General features: G+C 49.1%; 14 protein-coding genes. 10 read left to right on the top strand and 4 right to left on the bottom strand.

The annotated features are described in order from the left end of the window. Positions 1-10 precede the first annotated feature (10 nt). Together acrB and acrA are read left to right on the top strand one after the other, a co-directional pair. Positions 11-811, top strand: coding sequence for an acryloyl-CoA reductase electron transfer subunit gamma (gene acrB / locus ACMP1L_RS08605; RefSeq protein WP_177303700.1), 801 nt, complete (start codon positions 11-13; stop codon positions 809-811). Between the two features lie 19 nt (positions 812-830). Continuing rightward, the gene (acrA, locus tag ACMP1L_RS08600) at positions 831-1,940 is read left to right on the top strand and encodes an acryloyl-CoA reductase electron transfer subunit beta (protein ID WP_418452702.1); all 1,110 of its coding nucleotides are present in this window, start codon (positions 831-833) and stop codon (positions 1,938-1,940) included. A 258-nt stretch (positions 1,941-2,198) separates the two neighbouring features. Here the strand turns inward: acrA and ACMP1L_RS08595 are convergent, their stop codons facing one another. Beyond that, on the bottom strand, positions 2,199-2,783 hold the full coding sequence (locus tag ACMP1L_RS08595) for a 50S ribosomal protein L25 (protein WP_418452700.1): 585 nt from the start codon (positions 2,781-2,783) through the stop codon (positions 2,199-2,201). Positions 2,784-3,040: 257 nt separating this feature from the next. Further along, positions 3,041-4,054, bottom strand: coding sequence for a LacI family DNA-binding transcriptional regulator (locus ACMP1L_RS08590; RefSeq protein WP_418452699.1), 1,014 nt, complete (start codon positions 4,052-4,054; stop codon positions 3,041-3,043). 404 nt (positions 4,055-4,458) lie between these two features. Between ACMP1L_RS08590 and xylB the strand changes: the two genes are divergently transcribed. From xylB to ACMP1L_RS08575, 3 genes are read left to right on the top strand one after another with little or no spacing between them, the layout of a single operon-like run. Further along, positions 4,459-5,928, top strand: coding sequence for a xylulokinase (gene xylB / locus ACMP1L_RS08585; protein ID WP_418452698.1), 1,470 nt, complete (start codon positions 4,459-4,461; stop codon positions 5,926-5,928). A gap of 13 nt (positions 5,929-5,941) precedes the next feature. Then, complete coding sequence (locus ACMP1L_RS08580) at positions 5,942-6,559, top strand: DUF4867 family protein (protein WP_418452696.1); 618 nt, start codon at positions 5,942-5,944, stop codon at positions 6,557-6,559. A gap of 40 nt (positions 6,560-6,599) precedes the next feature. Continuing rightward, entirely contained in the window at positions 6,600-8,084 is a 1,485-nt protein-coding gene (locus ACMP1L_RS08575; RefSeq protein ID WP_418452695.1) for an L-fucose/L-arabinose isomerase family protein, read from the top strand. A gap of 72 nt (positions 8,085-8,156) precedes the next feature. Here the strand turns inward: ACMP1L_RS08575 and ACMP1L_RS08570 are convergent, their stop codons facing one another. Beyond that, positions 8,157-9,077, bottom strand: coding sequence for a LysR family transcriptional regulator (locus ACMP1L_RS08570; RefSeq protein ID WP_418452694.1), 921 nt, complete (start codon positions 9,075-9,077; stop codon positions 8,157-8,159). A 183-nt stretch (positions 9,078-9,260) separates the two neighbouring features. On the opposite strand from ACMP1L_RS08570, the gene ACMP1L_RS08565 reads away from it, so the two are divergent. The 5 genes from ACMP1L_RS08565 (at position 9,261) to ACMP1L_RS08545 (ending at position 15,327) form a co-directional block, all read left to right on the top strand. Then, positions 9,261-10,676: an ABC transporter substrate-binding protein gene (locus tag ACMP1L_RS08565; RefSeq protein WP_418452692.1), complete on the top strand. Its 1,416-nt coding sequence runs from the start codon at positions 9,261-9,263 to the stop codon at positions 10,674-10,676. A gap of 80 nt (positions 10,677-10,756) precedes the next feature. Then, a complete protein-coding gene (locus ACMP1L_RS08560; RefSeq protein ID WP_418452691.1) occupies positions 10,757-11,650 on the top strand; it encodes a carbohydrate ABC transporter permease in 894 nt (297 codons plus the stop codon). Next, on the top strand, positions 11,643-12,485 hold the full coding sequence (locus ACMP1L_RS08555; RefSeq protein ID WP_177303978.1) for a carbohydrate ABC transporter permease: 843 nt from the start codon (positions 11,643-11,645) through the stop codon (positions 12,483-12,485). Before ACMP1L_RS08560 ends, ACMP1L_RS08555 begins: the two co-directional genes overlap by 8 nt. A 19-nt stretch (positions 12,486-12,504) precedes the next feature. After that, positions 12,505-14,139: a glycoside hydrolase family 43 protein gene (locus ACMP1L_RS08550; RefSeq protein ID WP_418452689.1), complete on the top strand. Its 1,635-nt coding sequence runs from the start codon at positions 12,505-12,507 to the stop codon at positions 14,137-14,139. A gap of 15 nt (positions 14,140-14,154) precedes the next feature. Continuing rightward, the gene (locus ACMP1L_RS08545) at positions 14,155-15,327 is read left to right on the top strand and encodes an ABC transporter ATP-binding protein (protein WP_418452688.1); all 1,173 of its coding nucleotides are present in this window, start codon (positions 14,155-14,157) and stop codon (positions 15,325-15,327) included. Positions 15,328-15,398: 71 nt separating this feature from the next. Here ACMP1L_RS08545 and sigG read toward each other — a convergent pair whose 3' ends face one another. Continuing rightward, positions 15,399-16,175: an RNA polymerase sporulation sigma factor SigG gene (gene sigG / locus ACMP1L_RS08540; RefSeq protein WP_418452686.1), complete on the bottom strand. Its 777-nt coding sequence runs from the start codon at positions 16,173-16,175 to the stop codon at positions 15,399-15,401. Positions 16,176-16,306: the final 131 nt, after the last annotated feature.

The following is a 16,306-nucleotide window of genomic DNA, read 5'->3' as shown; positions in this document are numbered from 1 at the left end:
GAAGTTTAGAATGAGAATTTATGTATGTGTAAAACAGGTTCCTGATACATCAGGAAAAGTTGCTGTCAAAGCAGATGGAACCCTGGACCGCGCATCCATGCAGACCATCATCAATCCGGATGACCTGGCTGCTACGGAGGCAGCGCTGGAATTAAAGGATGCTACCGGATGCCAGGTAACTGTAGTTACCATGGGACCGCCGCCGGCAGAGGGCATGTTAAGAGAGCTGATTGCCATGGGCGCAGACGATGCAGTACTGATCTCCGGCCGTGAGTTTGGAGGCTCTGATACCTTCGCTACTTCCCAGATCATCGCAGGCGCACTGCACAACCTTGGGGTAGGTCCGGACGATGTTATCTTCTGCGGACGCCAGGCAATCGATGGCGATACTGCGCAGGTTGGTCCGCAGATTGCAGAAAAATTAAACATTCCGCAGGTTACCTACGCGGCAGACATCAAAAAAGAGGGCAACTGCCTGACTGTAAAACGTCTTCTGGAGGATGGTTATATGACCGTGCAGGTTCAGACTCCGTGTCTGGTTACCTGTGTCAAAGAGTTAAACGAAGTTCGCTACATGACCGTAAAAGGAATTCTGGAGTGCTGGGACAAACCTTTAACTGTTCTGGACTACAACGCACTGAAAGATGAGCCGCTCATCGATCCGACCACCATCGGACTGAAGGGCTCACCGACCAATGTATTCCGTTCCTTTACACCGCCGCAGAAGGGTGCTGGACAGATTCTTGGCGGTACCGCAGAAGAGGCTGCAAAAGAGCTTGCAGGCCTGCTGGCAAAGAAACACGCAATCTAGGAACAGGGAGGAAATGAATATGTCTTATAATAGTGCTGAGATCAATGAATTCAGTGATATCTGGGTATTCTGTGAGCAGCGTGAAGGCAAGCTGATGAATACCGATTTTGAACTGATCAGCGAAGGCAGAAAGCTGGCAGACGAGAGAGGCTCAAAGCTCGTAGGCATTCTGCTTGGCGGTGAGGGAATCGAGAATAGTGCAAAGGAGCTGGGCGGATACGGTGCAGATAAAGTCATCGTATGCGCAGACCGGAACCTGGAGGTTTACACCACCGACGCATACAGCAAGGTCCTGTGCGATGTGGTTATGGAAAAGAAACCGGAAGTCCTCCTGATCGGCGCATCCAACATTGGCCGTGACTTAGGTCCGAGAGTAGCTGCAAGACTGCATACCGGACTGACTGCAGATGCAACCCATCTGGATATCGACATGGATCGTTATATCCAGTTCTTAAAGGAGTCTTCCACCATCGATCTGGAAAAAATCAAATTTAATATGGAGGACACCAACTTAAAGATGACCCGTCCGGCATTCGGCGGCCATCTGATGGCAACCATCATCTGCCCACGCTTCCGTCCGTGTATGTCCACGGTACGTCCGGGTGTTATGAAAAAGGCTGAGTTCGATCAGACAAAGGCGGATGCCTGCGAGATCGAGATGGCTCAGTTCTCCTTGAATGATGAAGACTTAAGAACCAAGGTTCTCGAAGTAGTAAAAGAAACCAAGAAGCTGGTTGACCTGATCGGCGCAGATATTGTTGTCAGTGTTGGACGCGGAATCAGCAAGGATCCGGAAAAGGGAATCAGGCTGGCAGAGGAGCTGGCAGAGGCTCTTGGCGGCGGTGTTGTAGGCGCATCCCGTGCCGTAACCGATGCAGGCTGGCTTTCATCTGACCATCAGGTGGGACAGACCGGTAAGACCGTACACCCACGTATCTATGTTGCACTTGGTATCTCCGGTGCTATTCAGCATAAGGCAGGAATGCAGGATTCTGAGCTCATCATCGCAGTGGACAGCAATGAGACCGCTCCGATCTTTGAATGTGCGGATTACGGCATTGTAGGAGACCTGTTTGAGGTTGTTCCGCATATGATCGAGGAGATCAAGGCAGCAAAAGAAGCCAAGTAAAAATATTGAGACGGAACCACTAAAAGGTCCGAAGTTCCGGAAACCGCGTACAGAAAAGCAGAAACGGTGGAATTTTGCGCTTTGTTCACTGCGCCGCCTATTGTCAGACCTGCGACCCAAACTCGCACGCGCTGCGTGCTCAAACAAGGGTCTCTGGTCTGACGCTATGCTCGCTCACAAAGCAAATTCCAATGTTTCTGCTTATTCTGTAGGCCCTCCCCGGAACTTCGGACCCTTTCGTGCTATTCCCTTAAATTGTTATTTTGCAGGTGTTTCTTCTGCGTCGTCATCTTCTTCTTCAGCTTTTGCGTATTCGCCGATATGGAACAGCTGGGAATCTGCGGTGGTGGTTACGGTAACACCCTTTTCGTCCAGTTTCAAGTCCTTAACATATAAGGTCTTGGTTCCCTGCGGGAGCTTTGCCAGATCAATTTCAATCGGGTCCAGAAGATGTGCCGGATCTGCTTTGTAGTGAATTTCAGTGATCTCCGGTTCGAAGACACCCTGTACAACCTCCTCGTTTACAAAGGTAACCGGAACAGTTGCAGCAACAACCTCGCCTGCAACCAGTGCCTGGAAATCCAGAGCCAGAATCTTCTTGCTGAGTGGATCATAATCAATATTCTTTACCAGGGCATCGACCTTTTCGCCGGAGATATCCAGCATGGTCTGCGCACCCTCTTTTGCTTTTTTAATGAAGTTTAATGCATCCTTCTCTGTATATTTCAGAGATACATTTTCTTTCATTTCACGGCCATACAGAACACCGGTGCTGTAGCCTTCTCTTCTTAATTTTTTTGCCTTTACCTCAGGATCTCTTTTTTCAGCTGCTAACGTCATCATAATAATCTGCCTCCTACTTTGAATGGCCGGGGGAAGAAATCCTTCCGGTCTTAATTATCTGAATTCATTCGTGTAGATGGAGAGCTTGTCTTTATGAGGAAGTTCTTCTTTTTGCACTGACTGTATTATAGCACTTTTGGAAAAAAGTGAACCTTTAAAAAGCACCAAAAAAGCAAACACACAAAAAATAAAATTGGCAATATTTTTCAGAAATTAGCACTCTTTTATGCAGAGTGCTAATAATGCCTGGGAGGAATTTAGCTATTTTCCCGGATTTTGATGGAATGCTCCACAAAGTTTTTTTCCTGGACAGGAGGTGCTCCGGAGGTCAGATATTCAAACAGGAGATCCAGGGATCGGGAACCCTGTTTGCGGGGCTGCTGGCTGATGGTGGCGGATATGACACCGGCACGCAGCATATCCAGTGTTGTGGGGACCTCATCGAAGGTAACAATTTTGGGATGGCGGCCGGATTCCTGAATGGCCTTACACCCGCCAAATACACCGGCTGCAGCGAAGAACAGGGCATCGATGTGGGGATTTTGCCGGAGAAGCTGCCGGGTCAGCGCATAGCTTTCAAATTCATCGTCATGGTTTTCCAGAATTTCCGCGATATGAATTCGGGGATAGGAGGCTTCCAGCGTTTCGGTCAGTCCGCGGATCCGCTCGGAATGGCATAACACATTCCGGGAACCGGTGATGATGCCAAGCTCTGTTTCGCCCTCCGTCATGAGCGCAAGCAGTCCGGCTGCAGTCCGGCCGCCGCAGATGTAATCACTTCCGACATAGGCCATGCGTTTGGAACCGAAGATATCCGTGTTGACAGTGACAACAGGAATCCCGCGGTCAACAAGCTCATCAATCTTTTCCTGAATTGCGGGATGATTGTAAGGAGCAAGCAGCAGTCCGTGAATGCCTTCGTCCAGAAGTTCATCGATGGCAGCAAGCTGGGCAGCAAGATCAAACTCGACCCGTCTGGTCAGGGTAGTCACACCGTAGTCGGCCAGTTCCCGGGCCTTTGCCTGCACACCCTCACTGACCTCGTCAAAGAATGGGTTGTTCCTGCTGAACAGGACAATGCCGATCTTATTCTTTTTCTTTTGGGCGGCGAGTACCAGCCCGGCCTTGTTGGGACGGTAGTCCAGCGCTTTTGCGATTTCTTTTATCTTTTCGGCTGTCTGCGGGCTGACACCGCTGCGGTTATTTAAGACCCGGTCCACGGTTCCGCGGGAGACACCGGCCAGTTCTGCGATATCTTTGATTCGTGCCATGAAAAACCTCCGTGCAGAAATATAGTTACTGTTCACTGTATCATACGGAATTTTCAGTTCAGAAAATTCCTACCTGTGAACTGTAGCGAAATATATTCTCTGCATTTAACAATACACAAAATAGAAGAAAAAGTCAAATCAGGAAGAGACGTGCACGTGCACGAAAAGGTGTGAAAAGAAATGGTGACTATAGGAAAAAGAAACAGAAAACAGGTCGAAAACAAAGAAATAACAGATGATAATTGTGCAGTTTTAACAAAATAAATTACAGAATAGAAAAAAACTGGTCAAAGTATTGAAAAGTGTTCTCAAAAACGCTAAGATAAGAATCAGAAACGTGCACGTGCACGAATTGAGAGAACGAGAAGAACATGACATGCGTATCAGAAAAAGGAGGATCGGACATGCTGTATATCGGAATAGATCTTGGAACATCGGCGGTAAAGCTGCTTCTGATGGATGGGGCGGGTCAGATCAAAAAGATCGTCTCGAAGGAGTATCCCATTTATTTTCCGCATCCGGGCTGGTCAGAGCAGAAGCCGGAGGACTGGTTTGCCGGAACCATGGACGGGCTTAAGGAACTGCTCGATGGCTGTGACAAAGAGCAGGTGGCTGGCATCAGCTTTGGCGGGCAGATGCATGGACTTGTCATTCTGGACGAGGAAGACAGAGTGATCCGCCCGGCACTTCTCTGGAATGATGGCCGGACCTGGGAGGAATGCGATTACCTGAATAACGTGATCGGCAAAGAAAAGCTTTCCGAATATACGGCTAACATTTCCTTTACCGGATTTACCGCACCGAAGCTTTTATGGGTCAGAAACAAGGAGCCGGAGAACTTTGCGCGTATTGCAAAGATCATGCTTCCGAAGGATTACATTGCGTACCGACTGACCGGTGTGCACTGTACCGATGTGTCAGACGCATCCGGCATGCTTCTGTTTGATGTAAAGAACCGCTGTTGGTCGAAGGAGATGTGTGAGATCTGCGGTGTGCGGCAGGAACAGCTGGCGCAGGTCTATGAATCTTATGAAACTGTGGGAACGGTGCTTCCTGCCATTGCAGATGAACTGGGAGTTCCTCATATTGTGAAAGTGGCGGCCGGCGCCGGAGATAATGCGGCAGCCGCAGTGGGAACCGGAACCGTAGGAGATGGCAGATGCAATATTTCCCTGGGAACCAGCGGAACCATTTTCATTTCTTCGGAAAAATTCGGAGTAGACAGCCACAACGCCCTGCACGCCTTTGCTCATGCAGACGGACATTACCACCTGATGGGCTGCATGCTCAGCGCGGCTTCCTGCAATAAGTGGTGGATGGACGGAATCCTCGAAACTTTCGATTACGCAAAAGAACAGGCGGCCATCACGAAGCTGGGAGACAATCATGTGTATTTTCTGCCGTATCTGATGGGGGAGCGTTCTCCGCACAATGATCCGGACGCACGTGGTACCTTTATTGGTATGACCATGGATACCAGCCGGTCAGACATGACTCAGGCTGTACTGGAGGGCGTGGCATTCGCACTGCGGGATTCCCTGGAAGTAGCCAAATCTCTTGGGATTCAGATTGAACGCACGAAGATCTGCGGCGGCGGAGCAAAAAGTCCATTGTGGAGAAAGATCATTGCCAATGTCATGAATCTGAAGGTAGACATGATCGAGAGCGAGGAAGGACCGGCTCTGGGCGGTGCCATGCTTGCGGCGGTTGCCTGCGGAGAGTATAAGAGCGTGGAAGAGGCAGCACAGAAACTGGTGAAGGTCACCGGAACCGTGGAGCCGGAACCGGCGCTGGCGGCAAAATATGAAAAACGCTATCAGACGTTTAAACAGATCTATCCGGCCTGTAAGCCGCTGTATGAACTGATGAAATAAGGAGGAAAAACTCATGGAAATCAAGAAAGTGACAGATCCGGCATTCCGGAAATATGGGAAGGTAGTGGAAAACATCGATTTTTCCGGGCTGATCCGGGCACTGACAGAAAAAACGCCGCTGCCTGCGGACGTTGTGTATGAGCCGTCGGCAGAAGTCCTAGAGGCAGAGCCGGTGTTTGAAACCGTGCAGAAAAAGGCATACGGCGAGATGCCGGTGCAGATTGGTTATTGTAACGGGCATAACCACAAGCTCAATGCGCTGGAGTATCATCGCTCCTCGGAAATCAATGTGGCAGCTACGGACGCGATTCTTCTGGTGGGACATCAGCAGGATATCACACCGGAGTTTACCTATGATACCGCCCTGGTGGAAGCATTTCTTCTCCCGAAGGGAACGGCCGTGGAGGTGTATGCCACAACCCTGCATTACGCGCCCTGCAGTGTGGGAGAGCAGGGGTTTCAGGTTGGGATCATACTTCCGCGCGGAACCAATTATCCGCTGGAAATGACGCATGAGGGTTGGGAGGACCGCCTGCTTGCGGCAACTAACAAGTGGCTGATCGGCCATCCGGAAGGCGGTCTGCCGGAGGAAAGCCATATTGGCCTGATCGGAGAAAATATCACAGTATAGGATTCATTTCTTTCATATTTTATTTTAGGAGGATAAAAGCATGAATAACATTCCAGAAGTAAAAGTAGGCATTGTTGCGGTGAGCCGTGACTGTTTCCCGGAGTCTTTATCCGTGAACCGCAGAAAAGCACTGGTGGACGCGTACAGCAAAAAGTACGATGCAAGGGATATCTATGAGTGTCCGGTCTGCATCGTGGAGAGCGAGATCCATATGGTCCAGGCGCTGGAGGATATCAGGAAAGCCGGATGCAACGCGCTGGTCGTGTACCTGGGAAATTTCGGACCGGAGATTTCCGAGACATTGCTGGCAAAGCATTTTGACGGTCCGAAAATGTTTGTTGCCGCAGCAGAGGAGAGCAAAGACAACCTGGTACAGGGACGCGGAGATGCTTATTGCGGTATGCTGAACGCAAGCTATAACCTGGCTCTGCGCAATATCAAGGCTTATATTCCGGAGTATCCGGTGGGTACCGCTGATGAATGCGCAGATATGATCCATGAGTTTTTACCGATCGCGAGAGCTGTCATCGGCCTGTCCGACTTAAAGATCATCAGCTTTGGCCCGAGACCGTTAAACTTCCTGGCATGCAATGCGCCGATCAAGCAGCTTTACAATCTGGGTGTGGAGATCGAGGAAAACTCGGAGCTGGATCTGTTCGAGGCCTTTAACAAGCATGAGGGTGACCCGAGAATCCCGGATGTTGTGGCAGATATGGAAAAAGAACTGGGGGAAGGTAATAAGAAGCCGGAGATCCTGCCGAAGCTGGCCCAGTACGAGCTGACACTTCTTGACTGGGTGGAGGAGCACAGAGGATATCGTAAATATGTGGCCATTGCAGGAAAATGCTGGCCGGCATTCCAGACCCAGTTTGGCTTTGTGCCGTGCTATGTCAACAGCCGTCTGACCGGCCGCGGCATTCCGGTATCCTGTGAGGTGGATATCTACGGCTGCTTAAGTGAGTTCATCGGAACCTGCGTCAGCCAGGATGCAGTGACGCTCCTGGATATCAACAATACGGTACCGTATGATCTTTACGACAGTGAGATTAAGGACAAGTTTGATTACAAGAGCCATGACGTCTTCATGGGCTTCCATTGCGGCAATACCACAACAAAGAAGCTGTCCTTCTGCCAGATGAAGTATCAGCTGATCATGGCAAGAAGCCTTCCGGAGGAGGTAACCCAGGGAACCCTGGAGGGTGATATTGTTCCGGGCGACATCACATTCTTCCGTCTGCAGAGCACCGCAGATAACAGACTGCGTGCCTATGTTGCAAATGGCGAGGTTCTGCCGGTGGCGACCCATTCCTTCGGAAGCATCGGTGTATTCGCGATTCCGGAGATGAAGCGCTTCTACCGTCATGTCCTGATCGAGGGTAACTTCCCGCATCACGGTGCAGTGGCCTTTGGACATTTCGGAAAGGCCCTGTATGAGGTATTTAAGTATGTCGGAGTCGATGTCAGAGAAATCGGCTACAACCAGCCGGCCGGCGTGCGTTATCCGACAGAGAATCCATTTGCATAAGAATATGGAATTTGTATAATCAAAGGGCGAAGCCTCCGAAAGAAGAGGGGCTTCGCCCTTTTTGATTGAAAATCAGTATTCGATATAGGGATGTGCCAGCCAGTAGTCAGAGGCCATGCGGATGAAAGTTTCCATGGCAGCGTTGATGTAATGGTTTTTGGCATAAGCAGTGGAGAGCTCCCAGTAGGATTCCGGTCCCAGGGTGAAGTAGGCGACATCGTCATCTTCCACAGCGTAATAGCGAGGAATGATGGAGCAGCATTGCCCATTTGCTGCCAGGCGCTGCATGGTACGCATGCTGATGGATTCAAACAGCAGTTTTGGCTTGAAGCCGGCTTTTGCAAAGAGGCGGTCAATGACAGCACGCAGGGTAGAGGTTTTTCTCACTAAGGTAAACAGATCGTTTTTGAATTCCGTGAGTGAGATTTCCGGGTAGTTTTCGGGCGTGCGTTTATCCTTATAGGCTAGTGGATGACTTCTTGGGACACACAGGTAAAATGGCTCATACAGGATGTGCCGGTAGACGATATGCTTGTACTTGTGTTCAAAAATAGTGTGAAATCCAAAGTCCAGCTGACCGGAATCCAGAAGCTTTATCTGGGTTTCCACGTCGGCCTCGTAGGGCTGGAAGATAGTTTCCGGGTACTGCGCATGAATCTCCGGATAAATGGAGGTAAACATCTGTATGCCGCGTTCCGGAGTCAGGCCGACAGTGACCGTTCCTTTCCAGCGTTTTGCCATATCCTCAATGCGGGAGTAGGTATCCTTCTTGATTTCCAGCATTTTTTTGGAGGATTCGACATAAAGTGTGCCTACATCGGTCAGCTCCCAGTGATTTCTCGTGCGGACAAAAAGCGGTGCTCCAAGTTCCTTTTCCAGCTTTAAAAGCTGTTGGTTTAAGGCAGACTGGGTTAAAAAAAGTTCCTCAGCAGATTTTGCAATGCTTTTTGTTTCTGCAATTGTGAGGATATATTCAATCAATTTTGTATCCATCTAAAAAATCCCCCCTATATTGATTAAATTTGGTGAAAAATACAATGAATTTAAGATTAGCTTAAACTCATTTAATTATAATTAAATTGCATTTATATAGCAATACTTATATAATGAAAATACACAAAAAACAAGAAGCGCAACCGAAAAAATAAAACAATTATAACAAGTGGAGGGTGAACAATGAAAAAAAGAAGTTTAGCAATGGCAATGGCCCTGGTAACAGCAGTTTCCGGACTGACTGCATGTGGTTCTTCAGGCAAGACTGAGACAGCAGCGCCTGAGACTACGGCAGCAGAAGCAGGCAAGGATGCTTCCTCCGAAGCAGCACCGGCTGAGGTGGATGATAAGGGGTATCACAGCACTTACGATGTTTCTTCCGCAGGAGATGTAAAGCTGGATGTTATGATCACGTCCCTGGGCGATTCCGATGGCGGCCCGTTCTTAAGAGGCATCATGGACAAATATATGGAGCTGTATCCGAACGTAACCCTGAATCCGGTTGAGTGTTCCATGAATGATCTGTACACTACCCTGATCACCCAGACAACGGCCGGAACCCTGCCGGACATTTTTACCATGTCGGAAGCGTATTCTGCGAACTGCCTGGAAATGGGCATGGGTGTTGACAACCTGGATGAGCTGCTGGGTAAGGATTACATGGATGGCCTTCTGGATGCAGCAGTAGAAAATTCCACCGTAGACGGACATTTTGTTTACATGCCGTGGCAGAACAATACCACCGCAATGGTTTACCGCAAAGACCTCTTCGAAGAGAAGGGACTGGAGGTTCCAAAAACCTGGGATGAGTATCTGGAGGCTGCAAAGGCTCTGACGGAGGATACCGACGGAGACGGTAAGGTTGACCGTTACGGCAGCGTATTCGCAGGAACCAGAAACGACTCTGCAGAGTCCAGATTCCAGACCTTTGCACTGACCTTTGGATGTGATTTCGTAAAAGACAATGGGGATGGAACCTTTACCTCCGGTTTCGATACCGATGCTTACAAGAACGCAATGAGCACCTTCATTGATATTGCGGCAAACGAAGGCGTTTCTCCTTCCGGCTTTGTTGAGACCGGTTACTCTGAGGCTTATACCATGATCGGCGCGGATCAGGCCTGCATGTTCTTCAGCGGTTCCAACGTGCTGGGCGGTATCTACAATGCAAACCCGGATATGCGCGGTAAGATGGGCAGCTTCCCGATGCCGACCGCAGAGGGCGTTGATCCGGTAACCTCTTTCTCAAGCGTAGGTATGACCATCAGCAATACCTGTAAAAATCCGGAAGTTGCAGCAGATTTCCTGAAATACATGACCAGTGTAGACAATAGTGTAGAGTGGAACAAGGCAACCTGTCGTCTGCCGGTTGTAAAAGAGGCTCTGGATGCAATCGTTGCAAATGATGAGGCATACGCAGGATTTGCAGAAGCATCTGAGAGCGCAGTGATCTATCCGGCATTTGCTGGTATGGCTGAGTTAAGAGATGCAAGTGGTGAGTGCTGGCAGAAGGTTGTTTCTGAGGGAGCATCCGTAGATGATGCAGTAGCAGATGCAGCAGCTAAGGCAGCAGAAACCTGCAAAAGTTACAGCAAGTAAGGCAGCTTGAAAGCGGGCGGCTGTATAGAGGCATAGTTCCATACAGCCGCCCTTTCTCTTTTCTTTTGGAGGGCAAAACAGTGAATGACACCAAGAAAAAATGGAATCTGAGCCGGCTGAAGTCGAAGATGACTCCGTACTGGTTTATTTCTCCGGCAACGCTGACGATTATCTGTCTCGTTGTATATCCGATCCTGTATGGAATCTATATCAGTTTCTTTGATACCAATCTGGTAAACAAATGGAACTTTGTAGGACTCCGGTATTACGCACAGGCCTTGACGGACGCATCCTTTTTACACAGCCTGATGAAAACCATGATCTTCACGGTAACGGTTGTGTGCGGACACTTTGTATTGGGCTTCATTTTCGCATCCATCTTAAATACTGACATCAAGTACCGGACGTTATTCCGCGGAATCCTGATTCTGCCGTGGCTGTTTCCGGATGTGGTGATTGCTTATCTGTTTAAGTGGATCCTGAATACCCAGGGTGGTATTTTAAATGAACTTCTGATGCATTTCAGCATTATTTCCGAACCGGTTGGCTGGCTTAGTACTTCAGCCACAGCATTCCCCTGTGTGATCCTGGTCAGCATGTGGAAAGGTTATCCGCTGGTTATGGTACAGATCCTAGCCGGTATCCAGACCATTTCCCACGATCTGTATGAGGCAGCTGAGATTGACGGAGCGAATATGTGGCAGCGCTTCCGCTATGTAACCCTTCCGGCTCTGAAGCCGATCCTGACCACGATCCTGATTCTGGATACGGTGTGGGTATTCAAACAGTTCACACTGATCTGGCTGATGACATCCGGTGGCCCGGGAAGTTCTACCATGGTATCTGCCATCGAAATTTACAAGAATGCGTTCTCTTACTTCAAGTATGGCTTTGCATCGGCACAGTCCGTATACATTCTTGTAATCTGTTACCTTATCGGAGTTGTGTTCAGGAGGTTATTGCGTGATGACTAGTAAAGGAAAGAACAGACTGTTTACCTGTATCGGATATCTGATCCTGGGCATCGGATGTCTGGGTGTATTGCTTCCATTATCCTGGATGGTGATTACTTCATTAAAATCCATGGCAGATATTACACTTTCCAGAGGCCTGACTCTGTTTCCGTCCGGTCCTACGCTGGAAAATTTCGTAAATATCTGGAAGGAATATCCAATTGCGACTTATATCAAAAACAGCATTGTTGCAGTTGGCGGTTCTACGGTGATCGGCGTTGTGTGTGCAGCCCTTTGCGGATACGGACTTTCCCGCTATCAGTTTAAAGGAAAAGCATTTTTGCTGAGCTTTCTGCTGGTAACCCAGATGTTTCCGGCAGTTATGAAAATCATTCCATATTACAAAATTCTTGTTTCTGTTCATTTAAATAATACCCAGATCGGTCTGATGGTGGTATACGCTTCCTTCAGTATTCCGTTCTGTACCTGGATGATGTACGGATATTTCAAGAGCATTTCCACGGGACTGGATGAGGCAGCCCGGGTGGACGGCAGCAGCGCATTCAATACGTTCTTGAAGATCATTCTTCCGATCGCCCTGCCGGGCCTGGTAGCAACCATCATATACGCATTTCTCCAGAACTGGAATGAGTATATGTTTGCATCGGTCCTGATGTCTGCGGATGAGAAGAAAACCATTACTTATGCAATCAGTACAATGGCAGATGCATACAAGATCCAGTGGAATTACCTGATGTGCGCGGCCATGATCTCCAGTGTGCCGACTTTGACCGTGTTTGTAGTAATGCAGAAATATCTGATTGCCGGAATGACTGCCGGTGCAGTAAAAGAGTAAACGAAAGGAAAGTTGAATCATGGACAAGAATATGTTCTGCAATCCAATTATAAAAGGTGGATATCCGGATCCGTCGGTATGCCGGGTCGGTGATATGTACTACATGGTAACCTCCTCCTTTTATTACTTTCCGGGACTGCCGGTATTTCAAAGCCGGGACCTGGTTCACTGGGAACAGATTGGGAACGCGATTTCGCGGCCGGACCAGTTAGATTTCAGAAACTGCGACAGCTCGGAAGGGTTGTGGGCAGCTACCATCCGGTATCATGAAGGTATCTTTTATATCATCAATACACTGGATGTACAGGGACGGACCTACCGCTACAACTACATTGTGACGGCTAAAGATCCGGCCGGTCCATGGTCTGACGCAGTGATCATTGAGGGAGCCGATGGCATTGACCCGTCCCTGTTTTTTGACAAGGATGGGAAAATGTGGTATTGCAGCAATCTGATCCCGGAGGACTTAAAGTTCCCGTACCAGAAGCAGATCTACGCCTGTGAACTGGATCCGGAAACGTTCCAGATCCGTGGGGAAAAACATATCATCTTCGATTCCATTGTGGATCACACGCTGTTTACCGAGGCTCCGCATATTTATGAGATCAACGGAAGCTATTATTTGATGACGGCCAGTGGAGGAACTCAGACAAATCACTGTGTGAACATTTACCGCAGTGAGACGCTTCTTGGACCTTATGAGCCCTGCCCGAGAAACCCGATCGTGACGAACCGGAATGTCCGGCTGAACAATGAGCTTGGTATTGCGGTGGTGGGCCACGGAGATCTGATCGAGACTCAGAAGGGTGAGTGGTACATGGTTCTTCTTGGCATCCGTCCGTATCAGAAATACATTGAAGATTATAATCAGTATCTGCCGAGAAAGTGGATCCGGGAACCAGACCGCAACAAGGATGCACAGTTTAATCTGGGCCGTGAGGTCTGCATGATTCCTATGGCCTGGGATTACGATAACTGGCCGATCGTGGACAACCACAACGGCATGGTAAATCCCATGGAGCGAAAGCCGGATCTGGAAGAATGGCGGCCGCCGCTTAAGAGCAGGGTGGATAACTTCGAGGATCCGATTCTGGATATGATCTGGTGCATGCGCCGTCCTGTGAAGACCCCGTTCTATACCTTGACAGAGCGGCCGGGCTATCTGCGGCTTTACGGAAATGACGCAAAGGCTGAGGATACACGCACCCAGGCCCTCCTGGTGCGCAGACAGCAGCACAATTATTTTGAAGCTGCTGTGGCTATGGAATTTGAGCCGGAGCAGGAAGGCGAGGAAGCAGGCATGATCGTGACCCAGAATGACCGGTATGCGATCATGGCAGTAAAGGAAAAACTGGATGGTGAGCTGTTTATCACCGCTTACCAGATCATAAATGGCAGGAGAGAGCTGATCACGAGAAAGCCGGCAGAGGCAGGACGGATGTATCTGTTTATTGAGGGCAGTACCGGACAGTACCATCTCTATTATGGAAATTCAGAACGGGAAAAGAAGATTCTGGCCACAGACATTGACGGATCCATCCTCAGTACGGTTGTGGCAGACGGATTTGTAGGAACTTATGTAGGAATGTATGTTTCTGGCAGCGGCGCTCATGCGGATTTTGACTGGTTCCGGTATGAGATCGTGGAAGAATAAGGAGGATATGGCATCATGGCAGAGGTATCATTACGGCACATTAAAAAAGTTTATCCAAACATGGAGAAGAAAAAGAAAGGTGAGAGCGAGAAAAAGACCAATCTGAAAGTGACCGACGAAGGCGTTCTTGCTGTACAGGATTTTAACCTGGAGATCAGGGACCAGGAGTTCATTGTACTGGTAGGACCGTCTGGCTGCGGTAAATCAACCACCCTTCGTATGGTAGCCGGGCTGGAAGAAATCAGTGGTGGCGATCTTCTGATCGACGGTGTCCGCGTGAATGATGTGGAGCCAAAGGACCGTGATATTGCCATGGTATTTCAGAGCTATGCATTGTATCCCCACATGACCGTGCGCGGCAACATGGAATTTCCGCTGAAGCTGCGTAAAATGCCGAAGGATGAGATCAAAAAGCGCGTGGATGCAGCGGCAGAAACTCTGGGCATCACGGAATATCTGGACAGAAAGCCAAAAGCATTATCCGGCGGTCAGAGACAGCGTGTGGCCATCGGCCGTGCCATTGTCCGTGAACCGAAGGTGCTTTTGATGGATGAGCCGCTATCCAATCTGGACGCAAAGCTGCGTAACCAGATGCGTGCGGAAATCATTAAGCTGCGTCAGAGAATCAAATCCACCTTCCTCTATGTTACCCATGACCAGACAGAGGCTATGACCCTGGGCGACCGCATCGTCATCATGAAGGATGGTGTCATCCAGCAGATTGGAACTCCGCAGGAGGTATTCGATCATCCGTATAACCTGTTTGTTGCAGGCTTCATCGGTATGCCCCAAATGAACTTCTTTGATGCGGAGCTGGTGGAAAAAGACGGTGCTTACAGCGTCAAGGTGGGGGGAATCGAGGTTGCCCTTTCTGCTGAGAAGCAGGAACGTCTGAAAGCAAAACAGGTGAAATCTCAGAAAATCACCCTTGGTGTGAGACCGGAGCATATCACACTGCTGGCAGACGACCAAAGCGGCATCCACGGAACCATTGAGGTAGCCGAGATGATGGGAAGCGCGGTACATCTCCATGCATCCGCCTGCGGCAAGGACACCATCATTATTGTAGATACCATGAACCTGGACAAGGGGCAGAACCTGTCTATCGGTGCAAATGTTCAGTTTACCTTTGACGGAAATGTAGCTCATGTATTTTCAAAAGATGGTCTGAACCTGGAAATGAAATAGGATATTTTGGAAATAGAGGCAGGAAAGAAACTGGCTGGAGTAGCTGGATTCTTTCCTGCTTTTCCTGTTTTTCAGTTCAGGTAATTCCGCATGGCTTTCAGCGCGTTTTTCTCAAGCCTTGACACCTGGGCCTGGCTGATGTGGATTTCCTCAGCAACCTCGGTCTGGGTCTTTCCTTCAAAGAAGCGCAGGTCGATGATGTGGCGTTCCCGTCCGGGCAGCCGGTTCATGGCCTCACGAAGGGAGATTTCTTCCACCCAGTTTTCCTCGGAGCTTTTCTTATCTTTGATCTGGTCCATCACATAGAGGGGATCACCGCCGTCGGTGTAGATGGGTTCATAAAGGCTGACCGGGCTCTGGATGGCATCCAGCGCGTAGGTGATATCTTCCTTGCTGATGCCAATTTCCTGGGCAATTTCCATGAGAGTTGGCTCTCTGGCATTTTTCCGTGTCAGACCTTCCCGTGCATAGATGGCTTTGTAGGCAGTATCACGCAGGGAACGGCTGACTCGGATGGAATTGTTATCCCGCAGATACCGCCGGACCTCACCCAGAATCATGGGAACCGCATAGGTTGAAAAACGGACATTCTGGGTAATGTCAAAATTATCGATGGCTTTGATCAGTCCGATGCATCCGATCTGGAATAGGTCATCCACATTTTCATTGCTGCTGGAAAAACGCTGGATCACGCTTAAGACCAGGCGCAGGTTCCCTTTGATGTACTGTTCTCTTGCTTCTTCGTCACCATCCAGGATCCGCCGAAAGAGCGTATCCTTTTCTTCATTTGTAAGCAGGGGCAGCTTCGCCGTATTGACTCCGCAGATTTCCACTTTGTAGCCTGCCATGTTCCTTACCTCCGCAAATTGTGTTATGTTCCGGGATGTGATACATAGAACATGATTTACGGAAATGCTCACAATTATACTTCCAGAAAATTGCAGATGAGAAAAAAGTAGGGTAAAATAAGGGAGAAATA

This window comes from Ventrimonas sp., assembly GCF_048380235.1.
Lineage (GTDB): Bacteria > Bacillota > Clostridia > Lachnospirales > Lachnospiraceae > Brotaphodocola.
Note: the sequence above shows the minus strand (reverse complement) of the source record. Positions and strands in the feature narration are given on the sequence as shown.

What these genes read in the sequence shown, in the direction of transcription:
- acrB (WP_177303700.1), top strand. Translation starts at nt 11, where the DNA reads ATGAGAATTTATGTATGTGTAAAACAGGTTCCTGATACATCAGGAAAA.
- acrA (WP_418452702.1), top strand. Translation starts at nt 831, where the DNA reads ATGTCTTATAATAGTGCTGAGATCAATGAATTCAGTGATATCTGGGTA.
- ACMP1L_RS08595 (WP_418452700.1), bottom strand. Translation starts at nt 2,783, where the DNA reads ATGATGACGTTAGCAGCTGAAAAAAGAGATCCTGAGGTAAAGGCAAAA.
- ACMP1L_RS08590 (WP_418452699.1), bottom strand. Translation starts at nt 4,054, where the DNA reads ATGGCACGAATCAAAGATATCGCAGAACTGGCCGGTGTCTCCCGCGGA.
- xylB (WP_418452698.1), top strand. Translation starts at nt 4,459, where the DNA reads ATGCTGTATATCGGAATAGATCTTGGAACATCGGCGGTAAAGCTGCTT.
- ACMP1L_RS08580 (WP_418452696.1), top strand. Translation starts at nt 5,942, where the DNA reads ATGGAAATCAAGAAAGTGACAGATCCGGCATTCCGGAAATATGGGAAG.
- ACMP1L_RS08575 (WP_418452695.1), top strand. Translation starts at nt 6,600, where the DNA reads ATGAATAACATTCCAGAAGTAAAAGTAGGCATTGTTGCGGTGAGCCGT.
- ACMP1L_RS08570 (WP_418452694.1), bottom strand. Translation starts at nt 9,077, where the DNA reads ATGGATACAAAATTGATTGAATATATCCTCACAATTGCAGAAACAAAA.
- ACMP1L_RS08565 (WP_418452692.1), top strand. Translation starts at nt 9,261, where the DNA reads ATGAAAAAAAGAAGTTTAGCAATGGCAATGGCCCTGGTAACAGCAGTT.
- ACMP1L_RS08555 (WP_177303978.1), top strand. Translation starts at nt 11,643, where the DNA reads ATGACTAGTAAAGGAAAGAACAGACTGTTTACCTGTATCGGATATCTG.
- ACMP1L_RS08550 (WP_418452689.1), top strand. Translation starts at nt 12,505, where the DNA reads ATGGACAAGAATATGTTCTGCAATCCAATTATAAAAGGTGGATATCCG.
- ACMP1L_RS08545 (WP_418452688.1), top strand. Translation starts at nt 14,155, where the DNA reads ATGGCAGAGGTATCATTACGGCACATTAAAAAAGTTTATCCAAACATG.
- sigG (WP_418452686.1), bottom strand. Translation starts at nt 16,175, where the DNA reads ATGGCAGGCTACAAAGTGGAAATCTGCGGAGTCAATACGGCGAAGCTG.